Here is a 25,387-nt window from a genome sequence, read left to right as displayed (position 1 = left end):
TCGAATGTCGTGATGGCGGGGTTCAGGCCGGCTGTCCGAAGCCGATGCGCAGGACCGCGTAGAGGCAGGCGACGGCCACGAGGACCGCGTAGACGTTGTTGGCGAGCACCGCGGCGATCTTGGTCGCCTGCGCGTGAACGTAATCCTCGATGACCACCTGCATGCCAATGCGCATGTGGAGCGTCACCGACAGGAGTGCCAGGATGAGGATGATCGCGACGAAGGGGTTTGCGACGATATGGACTGCGCCCGCGTAATCGCGGCCGGCCATGTTCGCGATGATGACCACGAACGCCAGCATCAGCACCGTGTTGGTCAGCGCGGTGACGCGCTGCAACCACCAATGGCTGACACCGTGATGGGCGACGCCCAGGCCCCGGACGCGGGCCCGCGGGGTGCGGATCGAGACGCTCGTGTCCTGGCGGATCTTTTCCTTGGCCATGACGACCTCCTCAGCGGACCAGAAGGGCGACCGCCCAGATGACGAGCGTGAGCGCCACCGACCCGATCAGGGTCAGACGGGACATCGCCAGCCGCTTCTCCCGATCGAAGCCGATCCCGAAGTCCCAGGCGAAATGGCGCAGGCCGCCGAGCATGTGGTGCATCAGGATCCATGTGTAGACGAACAGGATCAGGCGCCCGATCACGGAGCCGAAAAACCCGGCGACATAAGAATAGGCGATCGGTCCGGAAGCCAGCGCCAGCAGCCAGATGGCAACGAGTGCAGTCCCTCCGTAGAGCGCCGTTCCGGTGATGCGGTGAAACACCGACATCGCCATGGTCCAGGTCCAGCGATAGATCTGGAGATGCGGCGAAAGCGGCTGTGCCACTGTCGGGCGTGCGGTGGGTGCCATCGGGATGAAGCCTCGCAGCTGCGAACTGGACCGTCTCTAATCTGGTAGCGCTAGTGCCTGCGCGGGCAAGCCGCAATCCATCATGGTGCGACGCAATGTGCCCACGCGGGCAACACAAATCGGTTTCTGTCACTTCAGCATGCCGAGCAGCAGCCACCATGCATAATCGAGGGGGGCAGCCACGATGAGCCCAACCACGCCGAAGCTCAGGGTGAGTCGCGTCGCATCCCGGAGCCGGACGCCGCCGAGTTCGCTGGCGAACACGATCGGCGGCGCTTGGTACGGGAAGAAGACCGTCGAGTAGCCGATGACCTGTAGCGAGACGACCGCGTAGGGTGACATTCCGCTAGCGGCCGTCATGTCGCGCGCCAGCGCGGTGTAGAGCGCCGGTGCGCCGTTGGCGGTGAGAAGCAGCGTCAGGCCCGTGCCGAGGCCCGTCAGCACGGCGAAGTTCTGGACTGGGGCGCCGGGCTCGAGCGGCGCCACCGACAACACGAGGTGCCCGAGGCGTTCGCCGAGCCCGGTTTCGTTGACGAGGGCGACGAGCCCCAGCAGGGCCGCGATGTAGAAGCAGATCCGCAGATTGATCTGCTGGAAGCTCTCGGATGGAAGAACGCCGACCCGCGGCAGCAGGCAGACGACGGCGGCGGCGAGGCCGACCCAGGCCGGGGCGAGCCCATGCAGGCTGTCGGTCATCCACAGCGCGAGCGTGCAGGCGAGGATCGCGGCGAGGCGCCGCTCGCCGGCGGAGATCGGCGGCAGGGCCGGCAAGGCCGGGGCACCGTGCGCCAGCCGATCCGGGAACAGCCGCACGACCAACAGCACCAGGATGACGCCCTTGACCCCGGCCAGGACGGGCGCGTGCAGCAGGAAATACGACAGGTAGGAGAAGTGGACACCGAGCAGATGTTCGGCCGATCCGGCCATCACGAGGTTCGGTACGTTGGCGGGCAGGATCGCGGCGGAGAGAATCGGCGTGGCGACGCCCACGGCCAGAACCGCCCCGGTCCGCCCTGGGCGACCCTGGACGAGTCCGAATGCGTCGCAGAGCGCCAGTGTCACCGGAATCATCAGCGCGATCCGCCCGAGATTCGACGGCATGACGAAGGCGATCAGGAAGCTGAGACCGACCAGTCCGGCGATCAACTGCGGGTAGGAGCCGGAGAGGCGAAGCGCCAGCGCGCGGGCCACACGGCTGCCCAAGCCGGTACGCGTCATGGCCTGTCCAACCACCATGCCGGACAGGACGAGCCAGAAGGCCGAAGCCGAGAAGCCGGAAAAGACCGTGGTGGCGCTGCCCAGGCGGAAGAGCATCGCCAGTCCGAAGAAGGCGAGCGCCGTCACCACCTCGGGCAACAGCGCAGTCGCCCACAGGCTCATGCACAGCACGAGCAGAGCGGCGGTCGCCGGCACAGCTGCAACCCCGCTCACGCGATCCTCCCCTCTTCACACCCCCGACAATGCGAACATCCTGTCCGGTTTGGAAAGGTTCGCAATTCGGCAGTGATGGACGGAGCCTTCTTCAACCGCGAAGGCCCGCGCTTCGAGACCGACATGGTGCCGATGGCGATCCGACGCGCGCCGAGGGATTTCGACACGCGGAGGCCCGGCCGTACACCGGCCGGGCCTCCCGAATTCGAGTCCGGACGTGCGATTGCGAGGGGTTCAGTAGCCGTACGTGCCGCAAGAGGCCGGATCGTAGGCGCCGTAGCCATACTCGGTGTTGCAGCTGTCGTCGCCGAAGCCACCGAGTCCGTATCCAACGCCGAGGCCGAGCCCTACGCCCGCGAGGCCATACCCGAGACCACGTCCGTAGCCGCGGCCAGGGTGACGGCCCGCAAAGCCCCGCCCAGCCAGTCCGGGGGTTCCGATGCCCCCCGGTTTCCGATGACTCCGCGGGTCCCGAGCGCGCCGACGCGGCCGAAATTGCCGAATCCCCCGGTCCGAAGACCGCCCCCGGCGGTTGCGCCGGTCCCGCCCAGGCCTGTGCCGCGGAAGCCGCCGCCGAGCCCGCCCGCGCGGGCGCCGCCGAAGCCTGCACCGCCGCCATGGAACCCACCGCCATGAAATCCGCCGCCGAAGCCGCCGCCGTGAAATCCTCCGCCGCCAAAGCCGCGTGCATCCGCGCCGACCGGGTTGAAAGCCGCGGCCGCAAGCAATGCGGTCGATACCAATGCCAGATACTTCATCGAACAACCCAACGTTTCATGTGATCGTTGATTGTCCTACAGCGCTGAACCCGCGCGTATCCAAGCTTCGGTATCGAGCGCGCGTGTCGTTCCGTCGCTGCACTGGGCCGACAGCATGGTCTCTCGAGAGCGTGGCTGCACGAATCGGACCGGTCGTTCAACGGAACGGCGGTTCGTCGAAGCTCCGCAGCTTGCGCGAGTGCAGCCCGTGCCGATCGGCACGCAGGGCGTCGAGCGCGGCGAGCCCGACCTTGAGATGCTCGGAGACTGCCCGATCGTAGAACGCGTTGGCGGCGCCCGGCAGCTTGATCTCGCCGTGGAGCGGCTTGTCCGACACGCAGAGCAACGCTCCGTAGGGCACGCGCAGGCGGAAGCCCTGGGCGGCGACGGTGCCGCTCTCCATGTCGACCGCCACCGCCCGGGACTGGTTTATCCGCCGCCGCTCCTGGCTGAACCGCAATTCCCAATTGCGGTCGTCGTAAGTGACGACCGTGCCGGTGCGCAGGCGCCGTTTGAGGGCTTCGGCCTGCTCGCCCGTCACGGCGGCGGCGGCGTTCTGGAGCGCGACCTGCACCTCGGCGAGCGCGGGGATCGGCACGTCCGGGGGCACAAGCTCGTCGAGGATCCGGTCGCGACGGAGATACGCGTGCGCCAGCACATAATCCCCGATGGTCTGCGATTGCCGCAGGCCGCCGCAATGGCCGACCATCAGCCAGCAATCCGGGCGCAGCACCGCGAGGTGATCGGTGATCGTCTTCGCGTTCGAGGGACCGACGCCGATATTGACCAGGGTCGTACCCTGATGCGTCCCGTCTTCGCCCCGGGTGACGAGGTGATAGGCCGGCATCTGGTGCCGGTGCCAGGGTGAGGCCGCGATCACCGCCGCCGGGTCGGCTTGCGCGGCCTCGGCGCGCGAGACAGAAATTCCGCCCGGCAGGACCAGACGTTCGAACCCTTCCGCACCCGAGGCCAACCGGTCCAGCCCGTGGCGGACGAACTGATCGACGTAACGGTGATAGTTGGTCAGCAGGATCCAGGGCTGGACCTCGCGCCAGTCGCAGCCCGTGTAGTGGACGAGGCGACGCAGCGAGTAATCGACCCGCACCGCATCGAACAGGGCAAGCGGTAGCGGCTCACCCGCGGCGCGGTCGAAGATGCCATCGGCAATCTCGTCGCCCACCAGCGACAGCAGCGGCACCGGGAAGTAGGTGGCAAGGTCCGCGCCGTCGACGGCGCGTCCGCGCGCGTCGAGCCCGGCCTCCAGCACGTAGGGATAGGGTATTTCCTGCGCGCTCAGACCCACTTCGAGGGTGATCCCGTAATCGGCGATCAGCGGTTCCAGCTGGCGGGTCAGGTAGTGGCGGAAGAAGGCGGGGTGCGTGACCGTGGTCGCGTAGGTGCCGGCGGCCTGGAGCTTCGCGGTGGCGCGCCGCACCCGCGGCAGTGGACCGTCCGGACGGTAGCTGATCCGCAATTCGGGGTAGCGGAAGGCGAGGCGCTCGGTGGCGTCCGGGGGCGGGCGCCCGGCGAGGTAGCGCTCCAGGGCCTGGCGCAAAGCGCCGACGGCCCCGTCGTAGAGCTCGACCAAGCGATCGATCGCAGTTCCGGCATCCGCCACGGCCTGCATCGGCCGCAATTCCCGCTCGATCATGTCGCCTCCGGGTCTAAGGTCTTGTTTTGATGCGCTCACTTGCGCCGAACCGCTGCCCACTTCAGCGGGGGGCGCTGTAGGGCCGGCTCTACACCGCCAGACGTGGGGTTGCGAGATGTGGGGTTGCGGGCGCCGGGTGCTTGGCCGAGAAGCCCGCTGAGGCAGAGCGAGGTCGCATGAAAGCGGACGAGTTCGGGATCCGTCCCGGCGAGGAGATGGCAAATCTGCCCGCAGATTTCGATGCAGGCCTTCACTTCATCGGCCGGTTGCGCACTCCCTGGCGGACGCGTTCCGAGTGCCCGAAGAACGGTCTGCAGACCGAGGCGCTCTGCACGGTGGAGATCGATGCGCCCTACGTTCCGGGTCTGCGCACCATTACAGGCTGCACGCACCTGATCCTGCTCTACTGGATGGACCGGGCGACCCGCGGCCTCGTGGTCCAGCAGCCGCGCCACGCTGATGGCCCGCGCGGCACCTTCTCGCTGCGCTCACCGGCGCGGCCGAACCCGATTGCCTTGTCGGTTGTGGACCTGCTCGGCCGGGAGGGCGACGTGCTGCGGGTGCGCGGGCTTGACTGCATCGACGGTACGCCGCTCCTCGACATCAAGCCCTACTACGCATCGACGGATTCCCGTCCGAATGCGCAGGTCGGCCGTGCCGGTGCTGAGCGGTGAGGCGTCTCGCTTTCCTGATCGTCGCGGGTATCGGGTTGCTCGTTCTCGGCGGGCTTGTGGGCTGGCGTCTGCACAGGCCGGCTGCCGATGCGCGTGCCTACGCGGTGATGCGCCTCATCGCCATTCAGGTGAGCCTCGACGAGGCGCCGCCGGACTTCGTCTTCTATGGAGGCGATTCGCAGGTCGAGCTGCAGCCGGGTGGCCAGCAGGTCTGCGGATTGCCGCTGGTCAATGGCGGCGTGAGCGGATCAACGGCAGCGGCTTACGCGGATCACCTGAAGCAGCTGACCTTCGCCCGACACCCTTGGACCGCCGTGCTGACGATCGGGACTAACGACATCCTCGCGAAGAACAAGCCGCGCACTGCCGAGCCGGCCGCGCGGTTCGAGGCCGCTGCGGAGATCATCGTACGGCGCCTGCAGAGCCTCGCGCCGCGGGTGGTTGTCACCGCCCTCCCCCCGCTCGGACGCGAACTCGGTACGCTCGTCGATGCCGCCGCGGTCGCGGATTACTCGCAGCGGCTGCACGTCCTCTGCGGGCGGATCGGCTGCGCCTTCGCAGATCCGTTCGCGGATCTGCGCGATGGCGAGACAGGCTTCGCCAAGCCCGGCGCCATGCGCGACGGTCTTCACCTCGCCGCTTACCGGCCCGCGCTGAAGGCGCTTGAACCGGTCCTGTGCGGACCGTGAACGCCTATTCCCACTCGATGGTGCCGGGGGGCTTCGAGGTGATGTCGTAGGTCACCCGGTTGATGCCCTTCACCTCGTTGATGATGCGGGTCGCGACCCGGCCGAGGAACGCCATATCGAAGGGGTAGAAATCGGCCGTCATGCCGTCTACCGACGTGACGGCCCGCAGCGCGCAGACATGATCGTAGGTGCGGCCGTCGCCCATCACGCCCACGGTCTTCACCGGCAGGATCACCGCGAAGGCTTGCCAGATCGTGTCGTAGAGCCCGGCCTGCCGGATCTCGTCGAGGTAGATCGCATCGGCCTTGCGCAGGGCCTCCAGCTTCTCGCCGGTGATCGTGCCGGGGCAGCGGATCGCCAGACCCGGGCCGGGGAACGGATGGCGACCGACGAAGGCTTCGGGCAGGCCGAGTTCCTTGCCGAGCACCCGGACCTCGTCCTTGAACAGCTCGCGCAACGGCTCGACGAGCTTCATGTCCATGCGCTCGGGCAGGCCGCCGACATTGTGGTGGCTCTTGATCGTCACCGAGGGGCCGCCGGTGAACGACACGCTCTCGATCACGTCCGGATAGAGCGTACCCTGCGCCAGGAACTTCGCGCCGCCGATCTTCTTCGATTCGGCTTCGAACACGTCGATGAACAGCCGACCGATGGTCTTCCGCTTCACCTCCGGATCGGAGACGCCTTCGAGCGCCGAGAGGAACATCCCCGACGCCTCAACGTGGACCAACGGGATGTTGTAGTGGTCGCGGAACAAAGCCACGACCTGCTCGGCCTCGCCCAGGCGCAGCAGTCCGTGATCGACGAACACGCAGGTGAGCTGATCGCCGATCGCCTCGTGAATCAGCACCGCCGCGACGGCGGAATCGACGCCGCCCGAGAGGCCGCAGATCACCTTTTCGGTGCCGACCTGTTCGCGGATCTTGGCGATCGCCTCCTCGCGGTAGGCGCCCATGGTCCAGTCGCCCGAGCAGCCCGCAATGTCGCGCACGAAGTTGCGGATCAGCAGGGCGCCGTGGGGCGTGTGCGCCACCTCCGGGTGGAACTGCACCGCGTAGTAGTTGCGCGCCGCGTCCGCCACCGCCGCGAACGGGGCGTTCTTGGAAATCGCCACGGTGGTGAAGCCGTCCGGCAGCTTGGTGACCCGGTCGCCATGGCTCATCCAGACCGGGTAGGTCTCGCCCTTGTGCCAGACGCCCTTGAACAGGGGGCAATCCGCCAGGATCTCGACCTCGGCCCGGCCGAACTCCGCGTGATGCCCACCCTCGACCGCGCCACCGAGCTGGGCCGCCATCGTCTGCTGGCCGTAGCAGATGCCGAAGACCGGCACGCCCGAATCGAACACCGACTGCGGCGCCCGGGGCGAAGCCTCGACGGTCACCGATTCGGGGCCGCCGGAGAGGATCACGCCCTTCGGCTTCTGCTCGCGGAACGCGGCCTCGGCCTTCGTGAAGGGCACGATCTCGCAATACACGCCCTCCTCCCGCACCCGGCGGGCGATGAGCTGCGTCACCTGGGAGCCGAAATCGACGATCAGGATCTTGTCGTGGTCGGTGTTCATCGCGGGCGATTATCCGAAGCCCGGGGCGCGCGCAACGCGCACCCCCCATGCGGGCTGGGGATCGCCGCGCAAGGCACGCGCCAGCCCTGTCGCGCTTTCAGTCGAAGTTGCGGACCTTGGCCGAGCCGCCCAGGCTGATTGCAGGCTTCGCCGGCGCGCCCGCAAGGCTGACCTTCTTCTGGCCCGGCATGGTCTTGGCGCGGAGCTCGGGTGCAGCGACCGGTGCCGGCTTGGACGGCTTCAGATGCGCCTGGCCGTGAATGACCGAGCCGATCTCGCCGGCGACGCGAATCAGGTCGTCCCGGTCGCAGGAGCGGGCCACCTTCAAGCCGAGCTTGTGCATGTGGCTCTTGCCGTAAAGGTAGGTGGCGAGCTGGGCGCGCTTCAGGGGCTCGATCTGCTCGAGGATCAGCGGCAGGTCGAAATCGTCGGCACGGTACACGGAGCCCAGGACTTCGAGGCTCACGGGACAATCGACTTCGGGCTCGGCGCCGCTTGTCGGGTGCGATTGCGTCATGGTTGCCTCTCGGGGATCGGTGGATCGGGGTCGTCGGATGCAACGGGGCCGGGGTCGGTTTCAACCCCTATTCGGACAGTGAGGTTCGCCACCGCCCCCACGGGTGGCGCGGCCGGCGCGACGGGGGCCGGCTCGCCCGTGGGCTTCCAGGCGGCGAGGCATCCCGTGCAAACCGATTCGATCACCGCTCGGGCATGCGCCTGCCGGCGCAGCCACAAGGCCTCCCGGGCCGCGCGTGCGGCCTCGGCGTCCGCGATGGGACGGATGCGGAGGAAGAGCGGCTCCTGCGCGATCGCGGGGGCCGGCGCCAGCATGAGCAGTCCGAGCACGACCAGGATGTGACGACCCAGCCCGTACGACCGCGTCGGTGCCGGCGCAGCAAGACTGGCCATGCGTCCCTCCCGGCCGAACCCAGCGTGATACGTCGCCCCGTAAGGTAAACCAGCGCTTAACGAAGCCGCGGCTCCGAGATGGCCCCAACGGGTCTGCCGCAGCCGGAACTTCGGTCGCCGGCGCCGGTAGAACCAGGGGCGGACCAAACGAAGGACTGCCCGATGCCTCAGATGTTCGACTGGATTTTCTTCGCCATCATGCTCCCCGTCCCGGCCTACCTGGCCTGGGACTGGATGCAGCACCGGTAGGTTGCGGACCCCCTGCTAAGTCCTTGATTGATCGCAGGGTTTGATCGCAAAACCGGCGGCCGCTTTCGCGAAGCTGCTCATGCGGACGGAGCCGCACGCGCCATTGGCGCCGAAGGCTCGACCGTCTCGCCGCTCTCCGTCTCACGGGCGGTCCGGCGCCGATCCTGCGCGTGCCCAAGCCAGAGGCTGTTCAGGAGCCACGCGGCGGAGAGCGGGATCGCCGCCCCGGCGATCCCGGTGCTGCCGAGTCCCAGCCCCTGGATGCCCGTGAAGGACCACGCGCCGATCTGATCGCCGAGGCGATAGACCACCGTGTCGATGAAGCTCTTGGCCTTATAGCGATCCTCTCGCGGAACGACCGTGAACAGCACTTCCCGGATTGGCCGGGCGATGGCGTAGTTTCCCGCCCGCCGAAGCACCTGAAAAGCGACGATGACGCCGATCGTCGGCCAGATCGCCAGCGCTGCGAAGCCGAGGATACTGAAGGCCGGCAGGATGGCGAGCGTCAGCGCAACGCCGAGCCGGTTCACGATCCGGCCGGTGAGGAAGAGCTGCACGCCGAGCGTCAGGACGTTCACCGCGAGATCGACGCTCGCGAAGAAAGCCGTCTGCGCGCCGCGATCCGGGAAGCTGCGCTTCGCGATGCCGGCCTGCTCGAAATACAGGAAGGTCGAGGTCACCGAGAACAGCAGCAGGAACAGCGAGATGTTGAGAAGGTAGGGGGACGCGAAGGTCCGGGTCACGCCCGCCAGCACGCTGCCGCCGATCGTTCGATCGTGGTCGCCCTTCTGAATCGTGCTGCTGCCCGGCACCTCGTGGAGCTGGCTCGACAGGGCCGCCAAGCCGCGCATGCAGAACACGGCGACTTCGAGCAGCACCACGGCGCAGAGCATCAGGCCCCAGGTCGAGACGTTCTTGGCGAGGATCGCCGTGGTGGCCGAGCCCGCGATGGCGCCGAGTGTCGCGCCGGCCGCGATGAAGCCGAACAGGCGCCGGCCCTGCTCGTTCGAGAAGACGTCGACGATCGTCGCCCAGAAGATCGAGACGACGAAGAGATTGAAGATCGACAGCCAGACGAAGAAGACGCGGCCGATCCAGATATTCCAGTCCGGCGGGGCGAGGTACAGGACCAGCGCGAAGGCGAGGATATTGGCCGCGAAGAACCGGTAGGTGATCGGCACGAACCGCGCCCGCGGCATCCGCTTCACCAGATAGGCGAAGGGCAGGTTCAGGCAGAGCATGCCCACCAGGGTCGCGGTGAACAGCCAGGGTAGATTCTCGATGCCGCCCGCCACGCCCATCTGGTCGCGGATCGGGCGCAGCACGTAGTAGGCGGCCAGGATCGAGAAGATATAGGCCCACGCCCAGGCGAGCGCCCGGCCTTCGCCGGGCTTCACGTCGATCAACCGCGCCAGCGGACCGCGGTGGAGAACCGGATCAGGCATGAGCGCGCCCCGCCGGGACGATGGCTGCATACCCGCATCGGTTCACTGAGTGAGCCCGAGCTTCTCACGCAGTTCCGGTGCGGTGACGTCGTGACCGAAGCCGGGCGATCCCATCGCGAACTTGTCGGCATCCTTGAGCGGGCCGACCACGACCGGGTCGAAGCCGGCATCGCGAACGAGACTTGCCGCGACCTTCAGGGCTTGCTGATCGTCCCCTGCGATCGGGATCGCCATGCGGCCGCCGGCGCGGCCCTTGCCGCCATCGGCGCCCTCCTTGGCGAAGACCTTGTAGTTGGCCGCATTGAACGCGCGCACCAGCTTCGCGCCGGGAAAATACTTGGCCGACGTCGCCCCGATGCCGCCGGCCTGGACCTCGTCGTACAGTGCGCCGTCCCGCTTCTGCGTGGCATTGCCGGCGTCGAGCACGATCTTGCCGTTGAGCGCAGGACCGATCTCCTTCGCGAGATCCGGGTAGGCCTTGTACGGCACGGCGATGAACACGGCCTCGCCGAACTTGATCGCCTCCTCCGGGGTGCCGGCCTTCGCCATCGGACCCAGCTCCGACACCAGGGGAGCGAGCGTTTCGGGATGGCGTGAGGCGAACATCACTTCATGGCCATCCTTGACCCAGAGGCTTCCGATCGTGCCGCCAATGTTGCCGGCCCCGATCACGCCGATCCGGATTTTCTTGGTCCCGTCCTGCGCGAGGGCGGGAACCGCGGCCGCCAGGGATAGTCCGGCCGCCAGGGCAAGCGCCGTACGGCGGGTGAAACGATCAGACCGCATCGATGAAGGTCTCCATCTGCTTGCGCTGGGCCGCATCGGGGAGTTTCCCGCGGGCGGCGGCGAGGTTGTCCTCGACATAGGCGGCCTTCGCCATGCCGGGGATCGGACAAGTCACGGCCGGGTTGCCGAGCACGTATTTGAGGAAGACCTGCGGCCAGCTCGTGCAGCCGAGATCCGTCGCCACGGGCGGTAGCTCCCTGCCCTGGACCGCCTTGAACAGGCGGTCGCGGCCGAAGGGCACGTTGGTCATCACCGCCATGCCGCGCTCGGCCGCCAGCGGGATCACCCGCTCGGCGGCGGCGCGGTTGTCGATGGCGTAGTTTACCTGGATGAAATCGAGCGCCTCGCGTTTCATCACGGCTTCGAGGGCGTCGAGCTGGTTGTCGCGCCAGACCGTGATGCCGACGTAGCGGATCCGCTCCGCGGCCTTCAGGTCGCGCAGCACAGCAAGATTCTCGGTCACGTCGATCAGATTGTGGACCGCGACGAGGTCCAGCGTCTCGACCTTCAACCGCTTCAACGACCGCTCGAACTCCTTGAGGGTCTCGTCTCGGCCGGTCGTGTCGACCTTGCTGGCGAGGAAGACCTTCTGGCGCAGGCCGGTCTCTGCCAGGATCGCGCCGAGCACGTCCTCCGCGGTGCCATAGCTCGGTGCGGTGTCGATCACGGTCCCGCCAAGGGACACGAAGGCCTGGACCGCCTCCTTGAGGGGCGCGATCCTGTCGGCGGTTGGCTCCACCTCATACCGGCGGGAGGTGCCGATGCCGATCGCCGGCAGCATCTCGCCGCTCGACGGGATGGGCCGGCGGATCAGTGGCTCGGCCGCGAAGGCCGCGCGGCGGGCGAGCGGCGCGAGGGCCGCGGCGGCGATGACGGCGCGGCGGGAGAGGGGCATGGCCGATATCCGGAGAGGTCGGGACGCCCCTTCGAGATAGGGCACTGCGTGAGATTTTGTATTCCTTATTCTCACGCTTGCGCGATCGGATGTCCGAGGTCGGCCAGCGCTGGGTATGCGCCCGACTAATCCTCCTCGGGCGGGTCCTCGAATTCGGCGCCCTCGGTATCGGGCGCGATGCGGAACCGGTATTCGTCGATCGCCAGGAAGGCGCGGTGGGCGACCTGCGGATCGATGCCGTCGCGTACGACGAGCGTCTGGAAATCAATGAACAGCCGGGCGATGCGCGCCTCTTCCGAGAGTCCGGCCAGCGCGGACGAACTGGCGCCCGCGCGCATGACGTAGCGCTTCGCCACCCCGGCCTCGTCGGGCGCGGGCAGGACGACAACCTGCCCGGCCGTCTCAGGCTTGAGCTCGGACCAACGGGCGGGCGTCCAAGCGATGATGGCTTCGGTCTGCTTCATCAACACCTCCGGCAGGGAGATATCGGCCTACCGGCACTGCCGCCACGCGTCGAGATGGCGCTTCCGGGCCGTCAGCGTGCCCGTGCCATCAGCGTGCGCGCAGAACCTGTCCGCGGATCTCACCCTTCGGATTCGCCGCCGTGTGGATGTTGAAATAGACGCGGCCGGCTTCGAGATCCGCAGCCTTGGCATCGTCCAGGGTCGCCTCGCCGGTGAACGGGCTGGCCGCGACCGTCGCGGGCACCTGGACCCCGGCATTTTCCCCTGGCTTGGCTGGCCCGTGGAAATGGGCTGCCGTCACAGGACCGGTGAGGTTGCTGTAGCTCCCGTTCCAGCTCAGGCGTTTGGTGGCCGGATCGAACGTGGCGGTGAGCTCGCCAGTCCCCTTCGACTGGGTGGGCGGCACCTCGCCGGCTGCGTCCAGGGTCGCCCGGTAGGTGGCTCCCTCCCCGGCCGCCTGGGCGGCAGGCGCCGCAGCCAAGGCCAGCACAACAGCGAGATATCGGCAGGCGTGACGCGTCATCGAACGCTCCAAGTGTTGAGTCGGGTCTCAGCGAGCCCGATTTACATCCTAGCGCGACGCGTCGGCCGGCACAGTGCCCGACCGCTTGCGGGGCGGGACGGTGGTTTCGTTTGGTCTCATGTCCGCAGCGCGAACCATCGCCCCGCGCGCTCGCGCGATTTGCCCGCGTGAGACCGTTGACACCATGCGCCGGCCCTCCCTATACCGCCCACGTCGACCGTGCGCAGCGCGGTTTCGGCGCGTGGCGGGGTAGCTCAGTTGGTTAGAGCAGAGGAATCATAATCCTTGTGTCGGCGGTTCAAATCCGTCCCTCGCTACCATCAGTTTCAACAGCTTAGACCGAATACGTGATGCGACCGGTGAGCTGAAAAGCCATTGGGTTGCTGGATCAGGATCGGTCGATCTATCCAATCATATTGGTTCGGCGCAGGTGGGCATGCAGCCTCTGACGCGTGTGTCGCGGTCAGTACATCGCGGGTTTGTGCGCGTCGGCAGCGCGAGGGCGCATCGCCCGCAACTGCCTTCGACCTGCTGCAACGCAACTGTACCGTTCTCTAGGTCCGGGACTTCGCTCAACGCGCCCGGCCCTACGATCAGGCGGGGATGGGTGCGCGACCCAGAGCATCGCCCACCCAGCGACGCAGGCCTTCGACGATACGCCCCATCACGCGGGCGAGTGGCGAGCGCCACAGACCATGTCCGTCATCGCACAGCGGATCGTTCACCACGGGGTTGCCGTCGAGGCACATCAGGACATTGCCGATGTTCGGATCGAGCCCCTGCGGTGACACACTCCGGAGGGCCGCGACATAGGCCTCGTATCCCGGCCAAGTGGCCCTGAACCGCTCTCGGATACCGTCATGGCTGGCATGATCGATCCTGGGTTCGTGCGCCGGCCATTCGACCTTGAACCGGTCGCGAACCCCGTCATCCATCGCGCTGCCCGGGTGGTCCGCGATGACGGCATGGGCGTAGGCCAGCCACCAGACATCCCGAGCTGGCTCGCTCAGGCGCTTGCCCACCGTCATCAACGCACCGCAGCGGCTGATATGCATGTCATGGACGCGCGGTGCATGCGGTCCGTTCGAGCCCGCAAACCCCCTGCGGAGCAGCGCGGCGTAATCACCGAACCCGTCGGCCTTGCGTGCGAAGCGCACGACAACGTCCGGATGATCCGGATGTGCATGAACCGAGCCGTGATACCCAAAACCGATCTCGGACCACCCCATGGCGATCAGTGTGGCATGGGCCTGCGCAGCGGAACGTTCGATGATGCCCAGCGCCGACAGCGAGGGACTGGACGTCGTTTCCTGAGTCTTGAACCCGAACATCGCAGCCACTCCTTCCTGCCGCTCAACGATCCGACGCGACGCGTCCCCGGCTGCCGCACAGAGGCGGCGTCGAGGAGGAGCCGGACGGGCGGGTCCGGCGCGGGTCCAGGTGACCCTGTCGATGTCGGGAGTAGCGTGACGCGCGTGTCACTCCACTGTCATGGAATGACCGGTGTGCTCGGAAAGTTCAATCCCTACCGGATCGTAAATCCGCAGCCGAAGAGCCGGCACAAGTATTATCGGTCCCGCGCTGCGCCTCGACCATCGCGGTCAGCAGCCTCCGGGCCAGGATTACGTCCGTTTCGCACAGGCCGATCTCGGCCTCCGGGCGAACGTGCCATTCCGCATGCGCCGCTCCGACCTCGACGTCGTCGAGGACGAGGTAGTGCATTATCCGATTTCGGGTCGCGTGCTCGGCGATCTCGTCGCCGCGCCCGGCTTGCTCGGCTGGCCGCATGCCCCCCGTCTCCGGGTCGCGGCTCGTCGGCAGGATGGCGGTCCGCCAGTCGGGGTGAAAGCAGCGCTCGGGCAGGCCGGCTTCGACCAGGGTGGGACGGCAATCGTCGACACGCCAGGTCGACGAGACGACCACCTTGGCGTCGAAATCCCGCACAAGGGCGGCGACGCGGGCCACCTGTGCCGGATCGAGCCTGTCCTTGCCGGCTTGCCGCTGATAGCCGACCGTCGTCACGACACCGTCGATATCGAGATAGATCGTCAGTGGTCCAACCCCGCTTTGCTCACTCAAGGGGCTGTTCCCGTTCCGCGCAGCCAATCGGCTGCCGTTGTGAGCGCCTACAACGCGCTCCCCGGATCGTCCAGCTTCGGGGGTGCGTCCGGATTCTGTCGATCGGGACCTAGATCACGAGCCGCGCTTCGATCAGATCGATCTCTCGGACGAGGCGACGCAGGAGCAGGTCATCGATGACTTGCGAGCGTCGCAGGCGGTAGAGCGCCTGGCGCTCGGCCTCGATGCCGGCGAGGCGCAAACGCTTCTCGGTGTTCGCTAGCTGCCGGGCGCGGCTGAGATCCTTCCGCCGCTCCGAGGTCGGCGCTTCGACACCCTCGTACCGGTCCATGGCTCTGGCGCCGGCCTCGACGGCGATCGATGCATCCTCCTGCTCTTCCACGAGGCGATGCTGCAGCGCCTCGATGGCCTTCACCGCATCGTCGCGCGCAGCGGCGCGGGCCGCATCCTCCTCGGCATCGTGGCTGGGCTCGGGCGGGAGACGAAGCCCGCGGAGCAGCGGCGGCAGAACCGTGCTCGCCAGGACGAGGGAGGTCAGAATCACGCCCATCGCCAGCAGGATCGCGAGGTCCCGGGCGGGGAACGGGGTGCCATCCTTGAGGGTCAGCGGCAGCGTCAGGATGCCCGCCAGGGTGATGGCCCCCTTCACGCCGGCCAAGGTGGTGGCGGCCACGAGGCGCCAGGTCGGTCCTTCGCGCTTGTCGCCACGCCGGCGCGCCTTCGCGAGCATGAACTGGAGAGAGATCCAGACCCAGACGAACCGGATCGTCATAAGGCCCGCGGTGATGGTCAGAATCCAGGCGACCAGCCGGCCCGCCCCCTGCACGTCGGCCTGCTTCACGGCATGGCCGAACACCTCCGGCAACTGCTCGCCCAGCAGGACGAAGATGGCGCCGTTGGCCGCGAGCGCGACGGTGTCCCATACGGCGGTCCGGCGGACGCGGGTGGTGCCCAGGCTGCGTCCCTGGATCTCGACATACGTCATGGCGATGCCCGCGGCGACGGCGGCCAGGATGCCGGAGGCATGCACGTGCTCGGCCGCGAGATAGGCACCGAACGGCGTGAGCAGGCTGAACAGGATCTGCAGGCCCGGATCCTCGCCCGTGCGCCGCCGCAGGAGGTCCTGGGCCCCCATCAGCACGAAGGTCGTCAAGGCACCGATGCCGACGCCTCCGAGAGCCAGCCAGACGAAGGTTGTCGCGGCCTCGGGGAGTGAGAAGGTCCCGGTGAGCGCGGCGGCGATGGCGAAGCGCAGGCAGACGAGGCCGGTGGCGTCGTTCAGGAGCGCCTCGCCCTCGAGGATGTGCATCAGCCGCCGCGGTACGGGTGCCTGCGCCGCGACCGAAGAGACGGCGATCGGATCGGTCGGCGACAGGACCGCGGCCAGGGCGAACGCCACGGCCAGCGGGATACCGGGGATCATGCCGTGGATCAGTGTTCCGATGCCGAGCACCGTCAGGACGACGAGACCGAGCGCGAGCGCCAGCACGGCCTTGCCGTCACGGAACAGGTCGCGTTTCGGGATGCGCCATCCGTCGAGGAACAGGAGCGGTGGCAGGAAGACGAGGAAGAAGATCTCCGGATCCAGCGACGTGCTGGGCAACGGTCCGAGGGCGAGCGCGACGCCGATGACGATCTGAATCAAGGGGAGCGGCAGAGGCAGCAGGCGACCGAGGGCACCACTCACCAGAACGGACAGCAGCAAGGCCAGAACGACGGTTACGCTTTCCATCTCTCTCTTTCGCTTGGGCCGTATCAACGAAGCGGGTCCCACCGGCACCGCGCCGCACGCCGCGATGCGCCATTGGGGCCGATCTATGCCAGCCGCCGAGGCCCGGCGCAGGGTGTCCATCGCCGGGGCGCGCTGCCCGCAAGCCACCAAAGATGCTGCGACACTCGGCAACCTGTATCGGTTCTCAGGAGCGGTGACGCATCCCATCGGTCCTTACCCGAGGCGACGGCACCACCCGCGACACGGCTGAGCCGGAGCGGCTCGAGCGGGACGCGGCTGATCGCACATCGGCTGCAGGGTCGCGACGGCGGCGTCCAGCAAGGCGATCGTCCGGGCCGCGACGACCTGCCGGCTGCCCCGGCCGGCCGCACGTCGATGGACGCCGTCCGAGATGCACACCATCCGGGCCGCACCGCACATCTCGCTCCCGGTATCCCATCCGCGACGCTTGGCTTCGATGATGCATTGCGGCGTCACCGGATCGCTGTCGGCTTGGACGTCCATGATCTACGATCAACTGCATCACATCGTCGTTCGGCCAAGCCCTGTTCATCGTCCTGCCTCTGCGGCTTACCCGCGAAAGGGGCGGGCGTGAGCGACGCGATCGATTGGGCGGAGCGCCGCCGGATCGCCGAGCAGGCGCGCGGCGAGCGGCCCTGGTCGCTCTGGGGGCCGTATCTCAGCGAGCGGCAATGGGGCACCGTGCGCGAGGATTACAGCCGCGACGGCAATGCGTGGCGCTCGCTGACCCACGAGGATGCGCGCTCGCGCGCCTATCGATGGGGCGAGGATGGGCTTGCCGGTATCTGCGACGAACGCGGCCTGCTCTGCTTCGCCCTGGGCCTCTGGAACGGCCGCGATCGTATCCTGAAGGAGCGCCTCTTCGGCCTGACCAACGAACAGGGCAATCACGGCGAGGACGTCAAGGAGCACTACCACTACCTCGACGCTGTCCCGAGCCACGCCTACCTCAAGTTCCTCTACCGCTATCCGCAGGCGGCCTATCCGTACGACGATCTCGCGCGCGAAGGCTTGCAACGCAGCCGCGAGGTCCCGGAATTCGAGATCGATGACACGGGGATCTTCGAGACCAATCGCTTCTTCGACGTAACGGTCGAATACGCCAAGGCGGATGTCGACGACATCCACGTCGTCGTTTCCGCGACGAACCGCGGCTCGGAGGCCGCCGATCTCCACCTCGTGCCGCAGCTCTGGTTCCGCAACACATGGTCGTGGCGTGAGAATGGCCCGCGCCCGCGGATTGAGTGCCATCCCGAGGGCGGCATCGCCTGCGAGCATCCCCGCCTCGGCCGCTATCGGCTGGCCTTCGAGGGGCAACCGGAGGTGCTGTTCTGCGAGAACGAGACGAACCTGCAGTGCCACGCCGGGCAGCCGGACGCCGAAGGCCCGTTTAAGGACGGTCTCCACGCGGCGATCGTTGACGGCGACGCCTCCGCGATCCGGCACGACACCGGCACCAAGCTCGGCCTCCACTACGCGAGCCGCCTGGAGCCGGGCGAAACGACGCGAATCCGCCTGCGGCTCTCGGCGGGGACGCGGACGCGCCCGCTCGATCTCGACAGTGGCGTGCGCGACCTGCGCGTCGCCGAGGCCGATGCCTTCTACGCCGACCTTCAGGATGGGATCGCTGATCCGGATGCCCGCGCGATCTTCCGGCAGGCCGCCGCGGGGCTGATCTGGTCGAAACAGCTCTACGCCTACGACGTGCAGGTCTGGCTCAAGGGCGATCCGCTGCAGCCGGTGCCGCCCCGGGAGCGCGACGGCGGACGTAACATCCACTGGCGGCACTTCGCGGCCTCCGACGTGCTCTCCATGCCGGACAAGTGGGAATATCCGTGGTTCGCGGCGTGGGATCTCGCCTTCCACTGCCTGCCGCTGGCGTTGCTCGATCCGGACTTCGCCAAGAAGCAGCTCCTGCTGCTGACGCGCGAATGGTACATGCACCCCAACGGCCAGCTCCCGGCCTATGAATGGGAGTTCTCCGACACCAACCCGCCGGTCCATGCCTGGGCGACCTATCGGGTGTTCGAGATCGACCGCAGCCGCCGCGGCGGCCGCGGTGATCTCGCCTTCCTCGAAGGCGTCTTTCACAAGCTGCTGATCAATTTCACATGGTGGGTGAACCGCAAGGATGCGGGTGGCCGCAACGTCTTCCAGGGCGGCTTCCTCGGCCTCGACAATGTCGGCGTGTTCGACCGGTCTCGGCCGCCGCCGGGCTTCGGCATGGTGCATCAGGCCGACGGCACCGCCTGGATGGCGCTGTATGCCCTCAACATGATGCGGATCGCCCTCGAACTCGCGCTCCACAACGACGTGTACGAGAGCACCGCCTCGAAGTTCTTCGAGCACTTCCTCCTCATCGCCGAAGCCATGACCGACATGGGCGGCGAGGGGTTCGGGCTCTGGGACGAAGACGACGAATTCTACTATGACGAGGTCGATATCCCCGGCGCGGGGCTGCTCCCGCTGCGGGTCCGCTCCATGGTCGGGCTGGTGCCACTCTTCGCCGTCGAGGTGATCGAGCCCTCCGTGCTTCAGCGCCTGCCGGATTTCGCGCGACGTTTGAACTGGCTGCTGGAGAACCGCCCGCATCTCGCCCGCCTCGTCTCGCGATGGGACGAGGGCGGGGTCAAAGACCGCAAGTTATTGTCGCTGCTGCGCGGTCATCGAATGAAGGCGTTGCTGCGGCGGATGCTCGACGAGGCGGAGTTCCTCTCGCCGTTCGGCATCCGCTCGCTGTCAAAGGCGCATCGCGACCAGCCCTATTCCCTGAACGAGTTCGGCGCCTCTTTCACGGTTCGCTACGATCCGGCCGACTCCACATCGAACATGTTCGGGGGCAACTCCAACTGGCGCGGGCCCGTGTGGATGCCGATGAACTACCTGATCATCGAGGCCTTGCGCCGCTTCCACACCTATTACGGTGACGACTTCCGCGTGGAATTTCCGACCGGCTCGGGTGAGACGCGTACACTGGCTGCGATCGCTGACGCGCTCCAGGATCGGCTGATTGCCCTCTTCAGCAAGGACGAGTCCGGCGGCCGGCCGTACCGCGGCGACCGCGCGCCGATCCCGACGGCCCCAGGGGCTGAGGAGGCGCTCCTGTTCCACGAATTCTTCGACGGCGACACCGGTCGCGGACTCGGCGCCTCTCATCAGACAGGCTGGACGGCTTTGATCCTCAACCTTCTGCACAATCGGGCCAAGGTGCATCCATAGGCACGGTGTTGATCCGGCGATCGCCGAGTTCGCCGTCGCGCCCTCTGGCATGCCACCTGCACGATGGACGCCATCCAAGCGGTTGGAGACGCTCGATGAGGCGACGCGATGTACTTGCTGGCGTGACTGCCTCCCTTATCGCCGCACCAAGCCTCGTGCGTGCGCAGGCCGCCACGACGCTCAAGTTCGTCCCCTACGCCGACCTCGCCTTGCTCGATCCGTTGGTCAGCGCTTTCGTCACCCGCAACCACGTAATGATGGTGTTCGACACCCTCTATGCTCTTGACGCCGCCGGTGTGCCCCGGCCGCAGATGGTCGGGGGCGAGAGCGTCGAGGACGGTGGCCGGCGCGTGCGCCTGACCCTCCGCGACGGGTTGAGGTTCCACGATCGCACCCCCGTTCTCGGACGGGATGTCGTCGCCAGCCTCAAGCGATGGGCGAGCACCGATCCCTTCGGCCAGGCACTGATGGCGGCCACCGACGAACTCTCGGCGCCCTCCGACACGGTGGTCGAGTTTCGCCTTAAGCGCGCGTTCCCGCTCCTGCCGAACGCCCTCGCCAAGCCAACGAACCTTATGGCGGCCATCATGCCGGAGCGGCTGGCCGCGACACCGCCCACCACCCGGCTGACCGAGATGGTCGGCTCGGGCCCTTTTCGCTTCGTCGCCGACGAGCGCGTGTCGGGCGCGCGCAATGTGTACCGCCGCTTCGAGGGCTATGTACCCCGGACCGACGGACCGCCGAGTTTTTGCGCCGGCCCCCGCATCGCCCATTTCGACCGCGTCGAGTGGCTGACCAATCCGGACCCGGGCACGCAGATCGCCGCCTTGCAGGCTGGCGAGGTCGATTGGGTCGAGCAACCGCTGATGGATCTCGTGCCGAGCCTGCGCACGAACAGGGCGATCAAGTTGCAGGTCGTGGAGGATAAGGGGCTGATCGGCGTCCTGCGCTTCAATTTCCTCTATCCGCCCTTCGACAACCCGGCGATCCGCCGCGCCGTGCTCCGCGCCGTCAATCAGGCCGAGTTCATGCAGGCTGTCGCCGGTGACAACGCCGCCGTGGATACCCGGGTCGGGGTTTTCGGACCCGCCGGCCTGCCCATGGCCAACGATGCCGGCATGGAGGCCCTGAACGGGACGCACGATATCGCCCAACTCAAGCGCGACATCGCCGCAGCCGGCTACAAGGGCGAACGCGTCGTGTTCCTGTCGGCGACGGACGTCCCGCGTATCAACGCGATCTGCAGCGTCGGCGTCGCGATGATGCGACAGCTCGGCCTGAACGTCGACGAGGTCGCCACCGATTGGGGCACCGTGGTGCAGCGCGCCACGCGCCAGCAGCCGATCGACGCGGGCGGCTGGAACGTGTTTGGCTCGTTCTGGGGCGGCTACGACATGCTGAACCCGGCGGGCCACCTGCTGCTGCGCGGTACCGGGCTGAAGGGCTGGAACGGCTGGCCGACCGACGCGCAGCTTGAGCAGCAGCGTCAAGCCTGGATCGACACGGCAGACCAAGCCCAGCGGCTCGACATCGCGCGGAAGATGCAGATCCAGGCTTTCGAGGACGTCCCGTTCCTGCCGCTGGGTTCCTACCTCCAGCCGACGGCCTACCGGGCCGACCTCGACGGGATGCAGGTTGGTCTGCCGCTCTTCACCAATATCCGGCGGATTTGATTCGGACATCACCGCGGCGGAACAAGCATATCCGTAGAGCGAGCCTGAGCTGGTTCGTCATCGGCGGGATTTGTCTTCCGAAGCTCAATGTCGGGACCGGCGCGGAAATTGCCGTGGGTTGCGCACCCGTTGCCGGGCCGCATCGGCGCGGACACGATGTCCGCTCCCGAACCGCCCGGAAGCGTGGCTCCCTGTGCCGCTGGAGGACCGTCATGTTGCGCAAGTCCTGGCTGATCCTGTCGACGATCCTGCTCCTCGGTCCAAACGCCGCCGTGGCCGAAGAATTCACCGGTACGCTGAAGAAGGTGAAGGAGAGCGGTGAGATCGCCATCGGCTATCGGGATGCGTCGATCCCCTTTTCTTATCTCGACGGTGATCAGAAGCCGATCGGGTTCGCGATGGACATCTGTTACGCGATCACGGACGCGGTCAAAGCCGAACTCAAGCTTCCGAAACTGGCGGTCAAGCTGGTTCCCGTGACTGCCTCCACGCGGATCCCGCTGATGGCCAACGGCACGATCGACCTCGAGTGCGGCTCGACCACGAATAACGTGGACCGGCAGAAGCAAGTCTGGTTCACGAACACCCACTTCCTCACCGCGACGCGGTTCGCCTCGAAGAATTCGGCGCAGATCGACAAGATCGACGATCTGAAAGGCAAGACTGTCGTGTCGATCCCGGGCTCGACGAACATCGTACAGACCCTTGAGATCAACACCGCCAGAAGCCTCGGGATGACGGTTCTGCAGGCCAAGGACCACGGCGAGGCGTGGTTGATGGTCGAGAACGGTCGCGCGGCTGCCTACGTCATGGACGACGTCCTACTCGCCTCGCTGATTGCATCTTCGAAGGAGCCGGACGCCTATCGGATCTCGTCGGACGCTCTCTCCCGTCCGGAGCCCTACGGGATCATGGTGCGCAAGGACGATCCGGCGTTCAAGAAGGTAGCGGATGTCGCCACCGCCAAGCTGTACGTCAGCCCGGAGGGCAAGGCGCTCTACGACAAGTGGTTCACCAAGCCGATCCCGCCGCGCGGGATCAATCTCAACTTCCCGATAAACGCGTCCATGATTAAGACCATGATGCATCCGAGCGATAGCCCGGACCCGGCGATGTACTGAAAAGCCTGACGAAACAAAGCGCTGCCATCCGAGCAAGCCGCTGGGGCCACCGTCAAGCGGCCATCCAACCGATCACCTGTGGTCACCGGTGCCGACCATCGATGCGGGGCGACTGCGGCGTAGGTCGCGTTATCCCCGCCCTTGCCGGTCCGATGGCGGCAGCTTGGCCGTTTTGATGAGCCGTCCCTCCGGATCAGGCGTGCGTCGAACCGCAGAGCTCGAGAATCAGGACTGGCATGGGCCGTGCGAACCACTCGGGGCGATGAATGAACCGAGACCTGCTGTGAGCCCTGAATCCTCTGCCTCCGCTACCGAGCCGCTCGGTCTCGGGCTCTTCCTAATGGGTCTGCTCGCCGTTGCGTTCTTCGGCTTCATCGGGCTCTGCGCCTTCGCGCCGGCCTGGAGCGCCGCGCCTCTCGTCCCGGGTGGCAGCGTCAACGCCGCCTTCGTCCTGGGACTTGGCGTGATCGGCCTCGGGGTCGTCCTCACCGGCCTCTACGTCGTAGTCGCGAACCGTGCCGAGGCGCGGGTCTTCCGCGCCCGCTCCTGAATCGGGACGCGCGGAATGAACCTCGTGGCGATCGGCCTCTTCCTTGTCTTCGTGGCGCTCACCCTTTGGATCACGTGGTGGGCCGCGCGGCGCACCCACTCGGCGCAGGATTTTTACGCCGCGGGCGGACGCATCACCGGTTTTCAGAACGGCCTTGCCATCGCGGGCGACTTCATGTCGGCCGGCGCCTTCCTGGGTCTGACAGGCCTCGTCGTCGCCAACGGCTTCGACGGCCTGATCTACGCGGTGGGCTACACCACCGGCATGCCGATCGTGGTGTTCCTGCTGGCTGAGAAGCTGCGGCGGCTTGGACGCTTCACCTTCACCGACGTGGTCTGCACCCGCCTCGCCGAGCGTCCGATCCGTGTGTTCGCGGCCTGCGCCTCCCTCGTTGTGGTGGCGTTCTACCTCATCGCCCAGATGGTCGGCGCCGGTCAGCTGATCCAGCTGCTGTTCGGCCTCGATTATCTCTACGCCGAGTTCGTCGTCGGCGTGCTGATGGTCTGCTATGTCATGTTTGGCGGCATGGTGGCGACGACCTGGGTGCAGATCGTCAAGGCAGTGCTGCTTCTGATCGCCGGCTTTACCATCGCCGGCCTGCTGCTCGCCCGCTTCGGCTTCGACCTCAATGCCCTTTTGGCGCGGGCTGCCGCCGTTCATCCGAAAGGCGCGGCGATCCTCGCGCCGCAGTTTCCGGCCAAGGATCCGCTTTCGGCCTTCTCCCTGGGTCTCGCACTGATGCTGGGCACGGCGGGTCTGCCGCACATCCTCATGCGCTTCTTCACCGTGCCGGATGCCCGCGCCGCGCGCCTTTCGGTGTTCTGGGCGGCAACCTTCATGAACGCCTTCTTCGCCCTGATCTTTCTGCTCGGCTTCGGTGCCGTGGCGCTGACCGCCGGCAATCCGGCCTATGTCGATGCGGCCGGGATGCTGCGGGGCGGCGGCAACATGGCGGCGATTCACCTCAGCCACGCCGTAGGAGGGGACGCCATGATGGGCTTCGTCTCGGCTGTGGCCTTCGCCACCATCCTGGCGGTCGTGGCCGGGCTGACGCTCGCCGGAGCCAGCGCGGTCAGCCACGATCTGTACGCCAGCGTGTTCCGGCGTGGGCGCGTCGACGAGCGCCGGGAGGTACAGGTCTCGCGCATCGCAACTTTGGTCCTGGGCCTCGTGGCGATCGGCCTGGGCATCGCCTTCAAGGGCCAGAACGTCGCCTACATGGTCAGCCTCGCCTTCGCGGTCGCCTGCTCGTCGACCTTCCCGGTTCTGATTCTCGCGCTGTACTGGCGCGGCCTGACCACGCTCGGCGCCGTCGCTGGCGGGACAGCCGGCTTGGTGAGTGCGCTGGTCCTCACGGTGCTCGGACCGGCGGTTTGGGTGAAGGTCCTGGGGCACGCCGCCCCGCTCTTTCCGCTCGATCCACCGGCCCTCGTGACCTTGCCGCTGGCCTTCGCAACCTGCTGGCTCGTCTCGCGCCTCGACCGCAGCCGTCAGGGCGCCACCGATCGCGCGCGTTTCGAAACTGTGCCGGCCGAATAGTTTTTAGGGACTCGACGATGTTCAAGCTGATCAGCGCGACCCCGAGTCCCTACGCCCGCAAGGTACGCATCGCTCTCGCCGAAAAGGGACTGCCCTTCGAACTGCTGACCGAGGTGCCGTGGGATTCCACGACAAGTCTGCCGCTCCACAATCCGCTGGAGAAGCTGCCCGTGTTGCTGCTGCCCGATGGCGGCAGCGTCTACGAGTCGAGCTACATCCTGCAATACCTCGAACTCATGCACCCCGGGACGCCGATGCTGCCCGACGATGTCCTCGGGTCGCTCGCGGCGCGCAAGCTCGAGGTTCTGTGCGACGGTATCTGCGATGCCTTGGTGCTCACCTTCTTCGAGCGCCAACGCGGCGAGCACGCGAGTGCCTCCTGGTTGGCGCGCCAACGCCGCAAGATCGAGGGCGGCCTGGCCGAGATCGCGCGCCTTGTCGGCGATCGCGAATGGGCGGTGGGTGACCGCTTCGGCCTCGGCGACATCGCGGCCGGCACGGCGGTCGGCTATCTGTCGGTGCGCTTCGCCGAATTGCCCTGGCGGGATCTCTATCCGAACCTAG

24 protein-coding genes and 1 tRNA gene are annotated in these 25,387 nt (G+C 67.1%); 9 read left to right on the top strand and 16 right to left on the bottom strand.

Translation table 11 applies throughout. The annotated features are described in order from the left end of the window. Positions 1-22: 22 nt before the first annotated feature. The 5 genes from sdhD to OXS27_RS16055 all read right to left on the bottom strand — a co-directional run bounded on the left by sdhD (position 23) and on the right by OXS27_RS16055 (position 4,694). Positions 23-442 (bottom strand): succinate dehydrogenase, hydrophobic membrane anchor protein, encoded by a 420-nt coding sequence (gene sdhD, locus OXS27_RS16075; RefSeq protein ID WP_243926654.1) that lies wholly within the window; start codon positions 440-442, stop codon positions 23-25. Positions 443-452: 10 nt separating this feature from the next. Continuing rightward, positions 453-854 carry a succinate dehydrogenase, cytochrome b556 subunit gene (gene sdhC / locus OXS27_RS16070; RefSeq protein WP_243926656.1) on the bottom strand — a complete coding sequence of 134 codons (402 nt, stop codon included), beginning with the start codon at positions 852-854 and terminating at the stop codon, positions 453-455. A 129-nt stretch (positions 855-983) separates the two neighbouring features. Beyond that, the gene (locus tag OXS27_RS16065; protein ID WP_243926657.1) at positions 984-2,285 is read right to left on the bottom strand and encodes an SLC13 family permease; all 1,302 of its coding nucleotides are present in this window, start codon (positions 2,283-2,285) and stop codon (positions 984-986) included. A gap of 347 nt (positions 2,286-2,632) precedes the next feature. Further along, positions 2,633-3,043 (bottom strand): hypothetical protein, encoded by a 411-nt coding sequence (locus OXS27_RS16060; protein ID WP_267357411.1) that lies wholly within the window; start codon positions 3,041-3,043, stop codon positions 2,633-2,635. A 157-nt stretch (positions 3,044-3,200) separates the two neighbouring features. After that, the gene (locus OXS27_RS16055; protein ID WP_267357410.1) at positions 3,201-4,694 is read right to left on the bottom strand and encodes an AMP nucleosidase; all 1,494 of its coding nucleotides are present in this window, start codon (positions 4,692-4,694) and stop codon (positions 3,201-3,203) included. A 176-nt stretch (positions 4,695-4,870) separates the two neighbouring features. Here OXS27_RS16055 and tsaA point away from each other — a divergent pair, with 176 nt between their 5' ends. Both tsaA and OXS27_RS16045 read left to right on the top strand, forming a co-directional pair. Beyond that, entirely contained in the window at positions 4,871-5,368 is a 498-nt protein-coding gene (gene tsaA, locus OXS27_RS16050; RefSeq protein ID WP_267357408.1) for a tRNA (N6-threonylcarbamoyladenosine(37)-N6)-methyltransferase TrmO, read from the top strand. Next, positions 5,365-6,057 carry an SGNH/GDSL hydrolase family protein gene (locus OXS27_RS16045; RefSeq protein WP_267357406.1) on the top strand — a complete coding sequence of 231 codons (693 nt, stop codon included), beginning with the start codon at positions 5,365-5,367 and terminating at the stop codon, positions 6,055-6,057. The genes tsaA and OXS27_RS16045 overlap by 4 nt, the downstream gene beginning before the upstream one ends. 4 nt (positions 6,058-6,061) lie before the next feature. Here OXS27_RS16045 and guaA read toward each other — a convergent pair whose 3' ends face one another. From guaA to OXS27_RS16005, 8 genes are all read right to left on the bottom strand, one after another. Then, positions 6,062-7,618 (bottom strand): glutamine-hydrolyzing GMP synthase, encoded by a 1,557-nt coding sequence (guaA, locus tag OXS27_RS16040; protein WP_267357404.1) that lies wholly within the window; start codon positions 7,616-7,618, stop codon positions 6,062-6,064. A gap of 97 nt (positions 7,619-7,715) precedes the next feature. Further along, entirely contained in the window at positions 7,716-8,135 is a 420-nt protein-coding gene (locus tag OXS27_RS16035) for a hypothetical protein (RefSeq protein WP_243926671.1), read from the bottom strand. Further along, positions 8,132-8,527, bottom strand: a complete 396-nt coding sequence (locus OXS27_RS16030; RefSeq protein ID WP_243926673.1) for a hypothetical protein — start codon at positions 8,525-8,527, stop codon at positions 8,132-8,134. Before OXS27_RS16030 ends, OXS27_RS16035 begins: the two co-directional genes overlap by 4 nt. A gap of 326 nt (positions 8,528-8,853) precedes the next feature. Beyond that, entirely contained in the window at positions 8,854-10,221 is a 1,368-nt protein-coding gene (locus tag OXS27_RS16025) for an MFS transporter (protein WP_267357400.1), read from the bottom strand. 42 nt (positions 10,222-10,263) lie between these two features. After that, complete coding sequence (locus OXS27_RS16020; RefSeq protein WP_267357398.1) at positions 10,264-11,007, bottom strand: NADPH-dependent F420 reductase; 744 nt, start codon at positions 11,005-11,007, stop codon at positions 10,264-10,266. Next, positions 10,997-11,902 (bottom strand): aldo/keto reductase, encoded by a 906-nt coding sequence (locus OXS27_RS16015; protein ID WP_267357396.1) that lies wholly within the window; start codon positions 11,900-11,902, stop codon positions 10,997-10,999. The genes OXS27_RS16020 and OXS27_RS16015 overlap by 11 nt, the downstream gene beginning before the upstream one ends. 125 nt (positions 11,903-12,027) lie before the next feature. Further along, positions 12,028-12,366: a hypothetical protein gene (locus OXS27_RS16010; protein ID WP_243926679.1), complete on the bottom strand. Its 339-nt coding sequence runs from the start codon at positions 12,364-12,366 to the stop codon at positions 12,028-12,030. Positions 12,367-12,454: 88 nt separating this feature from the next. Further along, positions 12,455-12,889: a CHRD domain-containing protein gene (locus OXS27_RS16005; RefSeq protein ID WP_267357394.1), complete on the bottom strand. Its 435-nt coding sequence runs from the start codon at positions 12,887-12,889 to the stop codon at positions 12,455-12,457. A gap of 243 nt (positions 12,890-13,132) precedes the next feature. Here OXS27_RS16005 and OXS27_RS16000 point away from each other — a divergent pair. After that, a tRNA-Met gene (locus OXS27_RS16000) sits at positions 13,133-13,209 on the top strand. 273 nt (positions 13,210-13,482) lie between these two features. Here OXS27_RS16000 and OXS27_RS15995 read toward each other — a convergent pair. From OXS27_RS15995 to OXS27_RS15985, 3 genes are all read right to left on the bottom strand, one after another. Further along, a complete protein-coding gene (locus tag OXS27_RS15995; RefSeq protein WP_267357392.1) occupies positions 13,483-14,220 on the bottom strand; it encodes a hypothetical protein in 738 nt (245 codons plus the stop codon). 187 nt (positions 14,221-14,407) lie between these two features. Next, on the bottom strand, positions 14,408-14,968 hold the full coding sequence (locus OXS27_RS15990) for an HAD domain-containing protein (RefSeq protein ID WP_267357390.1): 561 nt from the start codon (positions 14,966-14,968) through the stop codon (positions 14,408-14,410). A gap of 109 nt (positions 14,969-15,077) precedes the next feature. Beyond that, positions 15,078-16,700, bottom strand: a complete 1,623-nt coding sequence (locus OXS27_RS15985) for a Na+/H+ antiporter (RefSeq protein ID WP_267357388.1) — start codon at positions 16,698-16,700, stop codon at positions 15,078-15,080. 591 nt (positions 16,701-17,291) lie between these two features. On the opposite strand from OXS27_RS15985, the gene OXS27_RS15980 reads away from it, so the two are divergent. From OXS27_RS15980 to OXS27_RS15955, 6 genes are all read left to right on the top strand, one after another. Further along, positions 17,292-19,940: a glucosidase gene (locus OXS27_RS15980; protein ID WP_267357386.1), complete on the top strand. Its 2,649-nt coding sequence runs from the start codon at positions 17,292-17,294 to the stop codon at positions 19,938-19,940. Positions 19,941-20,035: 95 nt separating this feature from the next. Then, on the top strand, positions 20,036-21,613 hold the full coding sequence (locus tag OXS27_RS15975; RefSeq protein WP_267357384.1) for an ABC transporter substrate-binding protein: 1,578 nt from the start codon (positions 20,036-20,038) through the stop codon (positions 21,611-21,613). 212 nt (positions 21,614-21,825) lie between these two features. Next, positions 21,826-22,734 (top strand): amino acid ABC transporter substrate-binding protein, encoded by a 909-nt coding sequence (locus OXS27_RS15970; RefSeq protein WP_267357382.1) that lies wholly within the window; start codon positions 21,826-21,828, stop codon positions 22,732-22,734. 283 nt (positions 22,735-23,017) lie between these two features. Beyond that, on the top strand, positions 23,018-23,284 hold the full coding sequence (locus tag OXS27_RS15965; protein ID WP_267357380.1) for a DUF485 domain-containing protein: 267 nt from the start codon (positions 23,018-23,020) through the stop codon (positions 23,282-23,284). Positions 23,285-23,299: 15 nt separating this feature from the next. Next, a complete protein-coding gene (gene actP, locus OXS27_RS15960; protein WP_243919338.1) occupies positions 23,300-24,823 on the top strand; it encodes a cation/acetate symporter ActP in 1,524 nt (507 codons plus the stop codon). Between the two features lie 17 nt (positions 24,824-24,840). Further along, a partial coding sequence (locus tag OXS27_RS15955) for a glutathione S-transferase N-terminal domain-containing protein (RefSeq protein WP_267357376.1) occupies positions 24,841-25,387 on the top strand: 547 nt, incomplete at its 3' end.

The sequence above is a fragment of the Methylobacterium sp. GC_Met_3 genome (assembly GCF_026540775.1).
Classification (GTDB): Bacteria; Pseudomonadota; Alphaproteobacteria; order Rhizobiales; family Beijerinckiaceae; genus Methylobacterium.
Note: the sequence above shows the minus strand (reverse complement) of the source record. Positions and strands in the feature narration are given on the sequence as shown.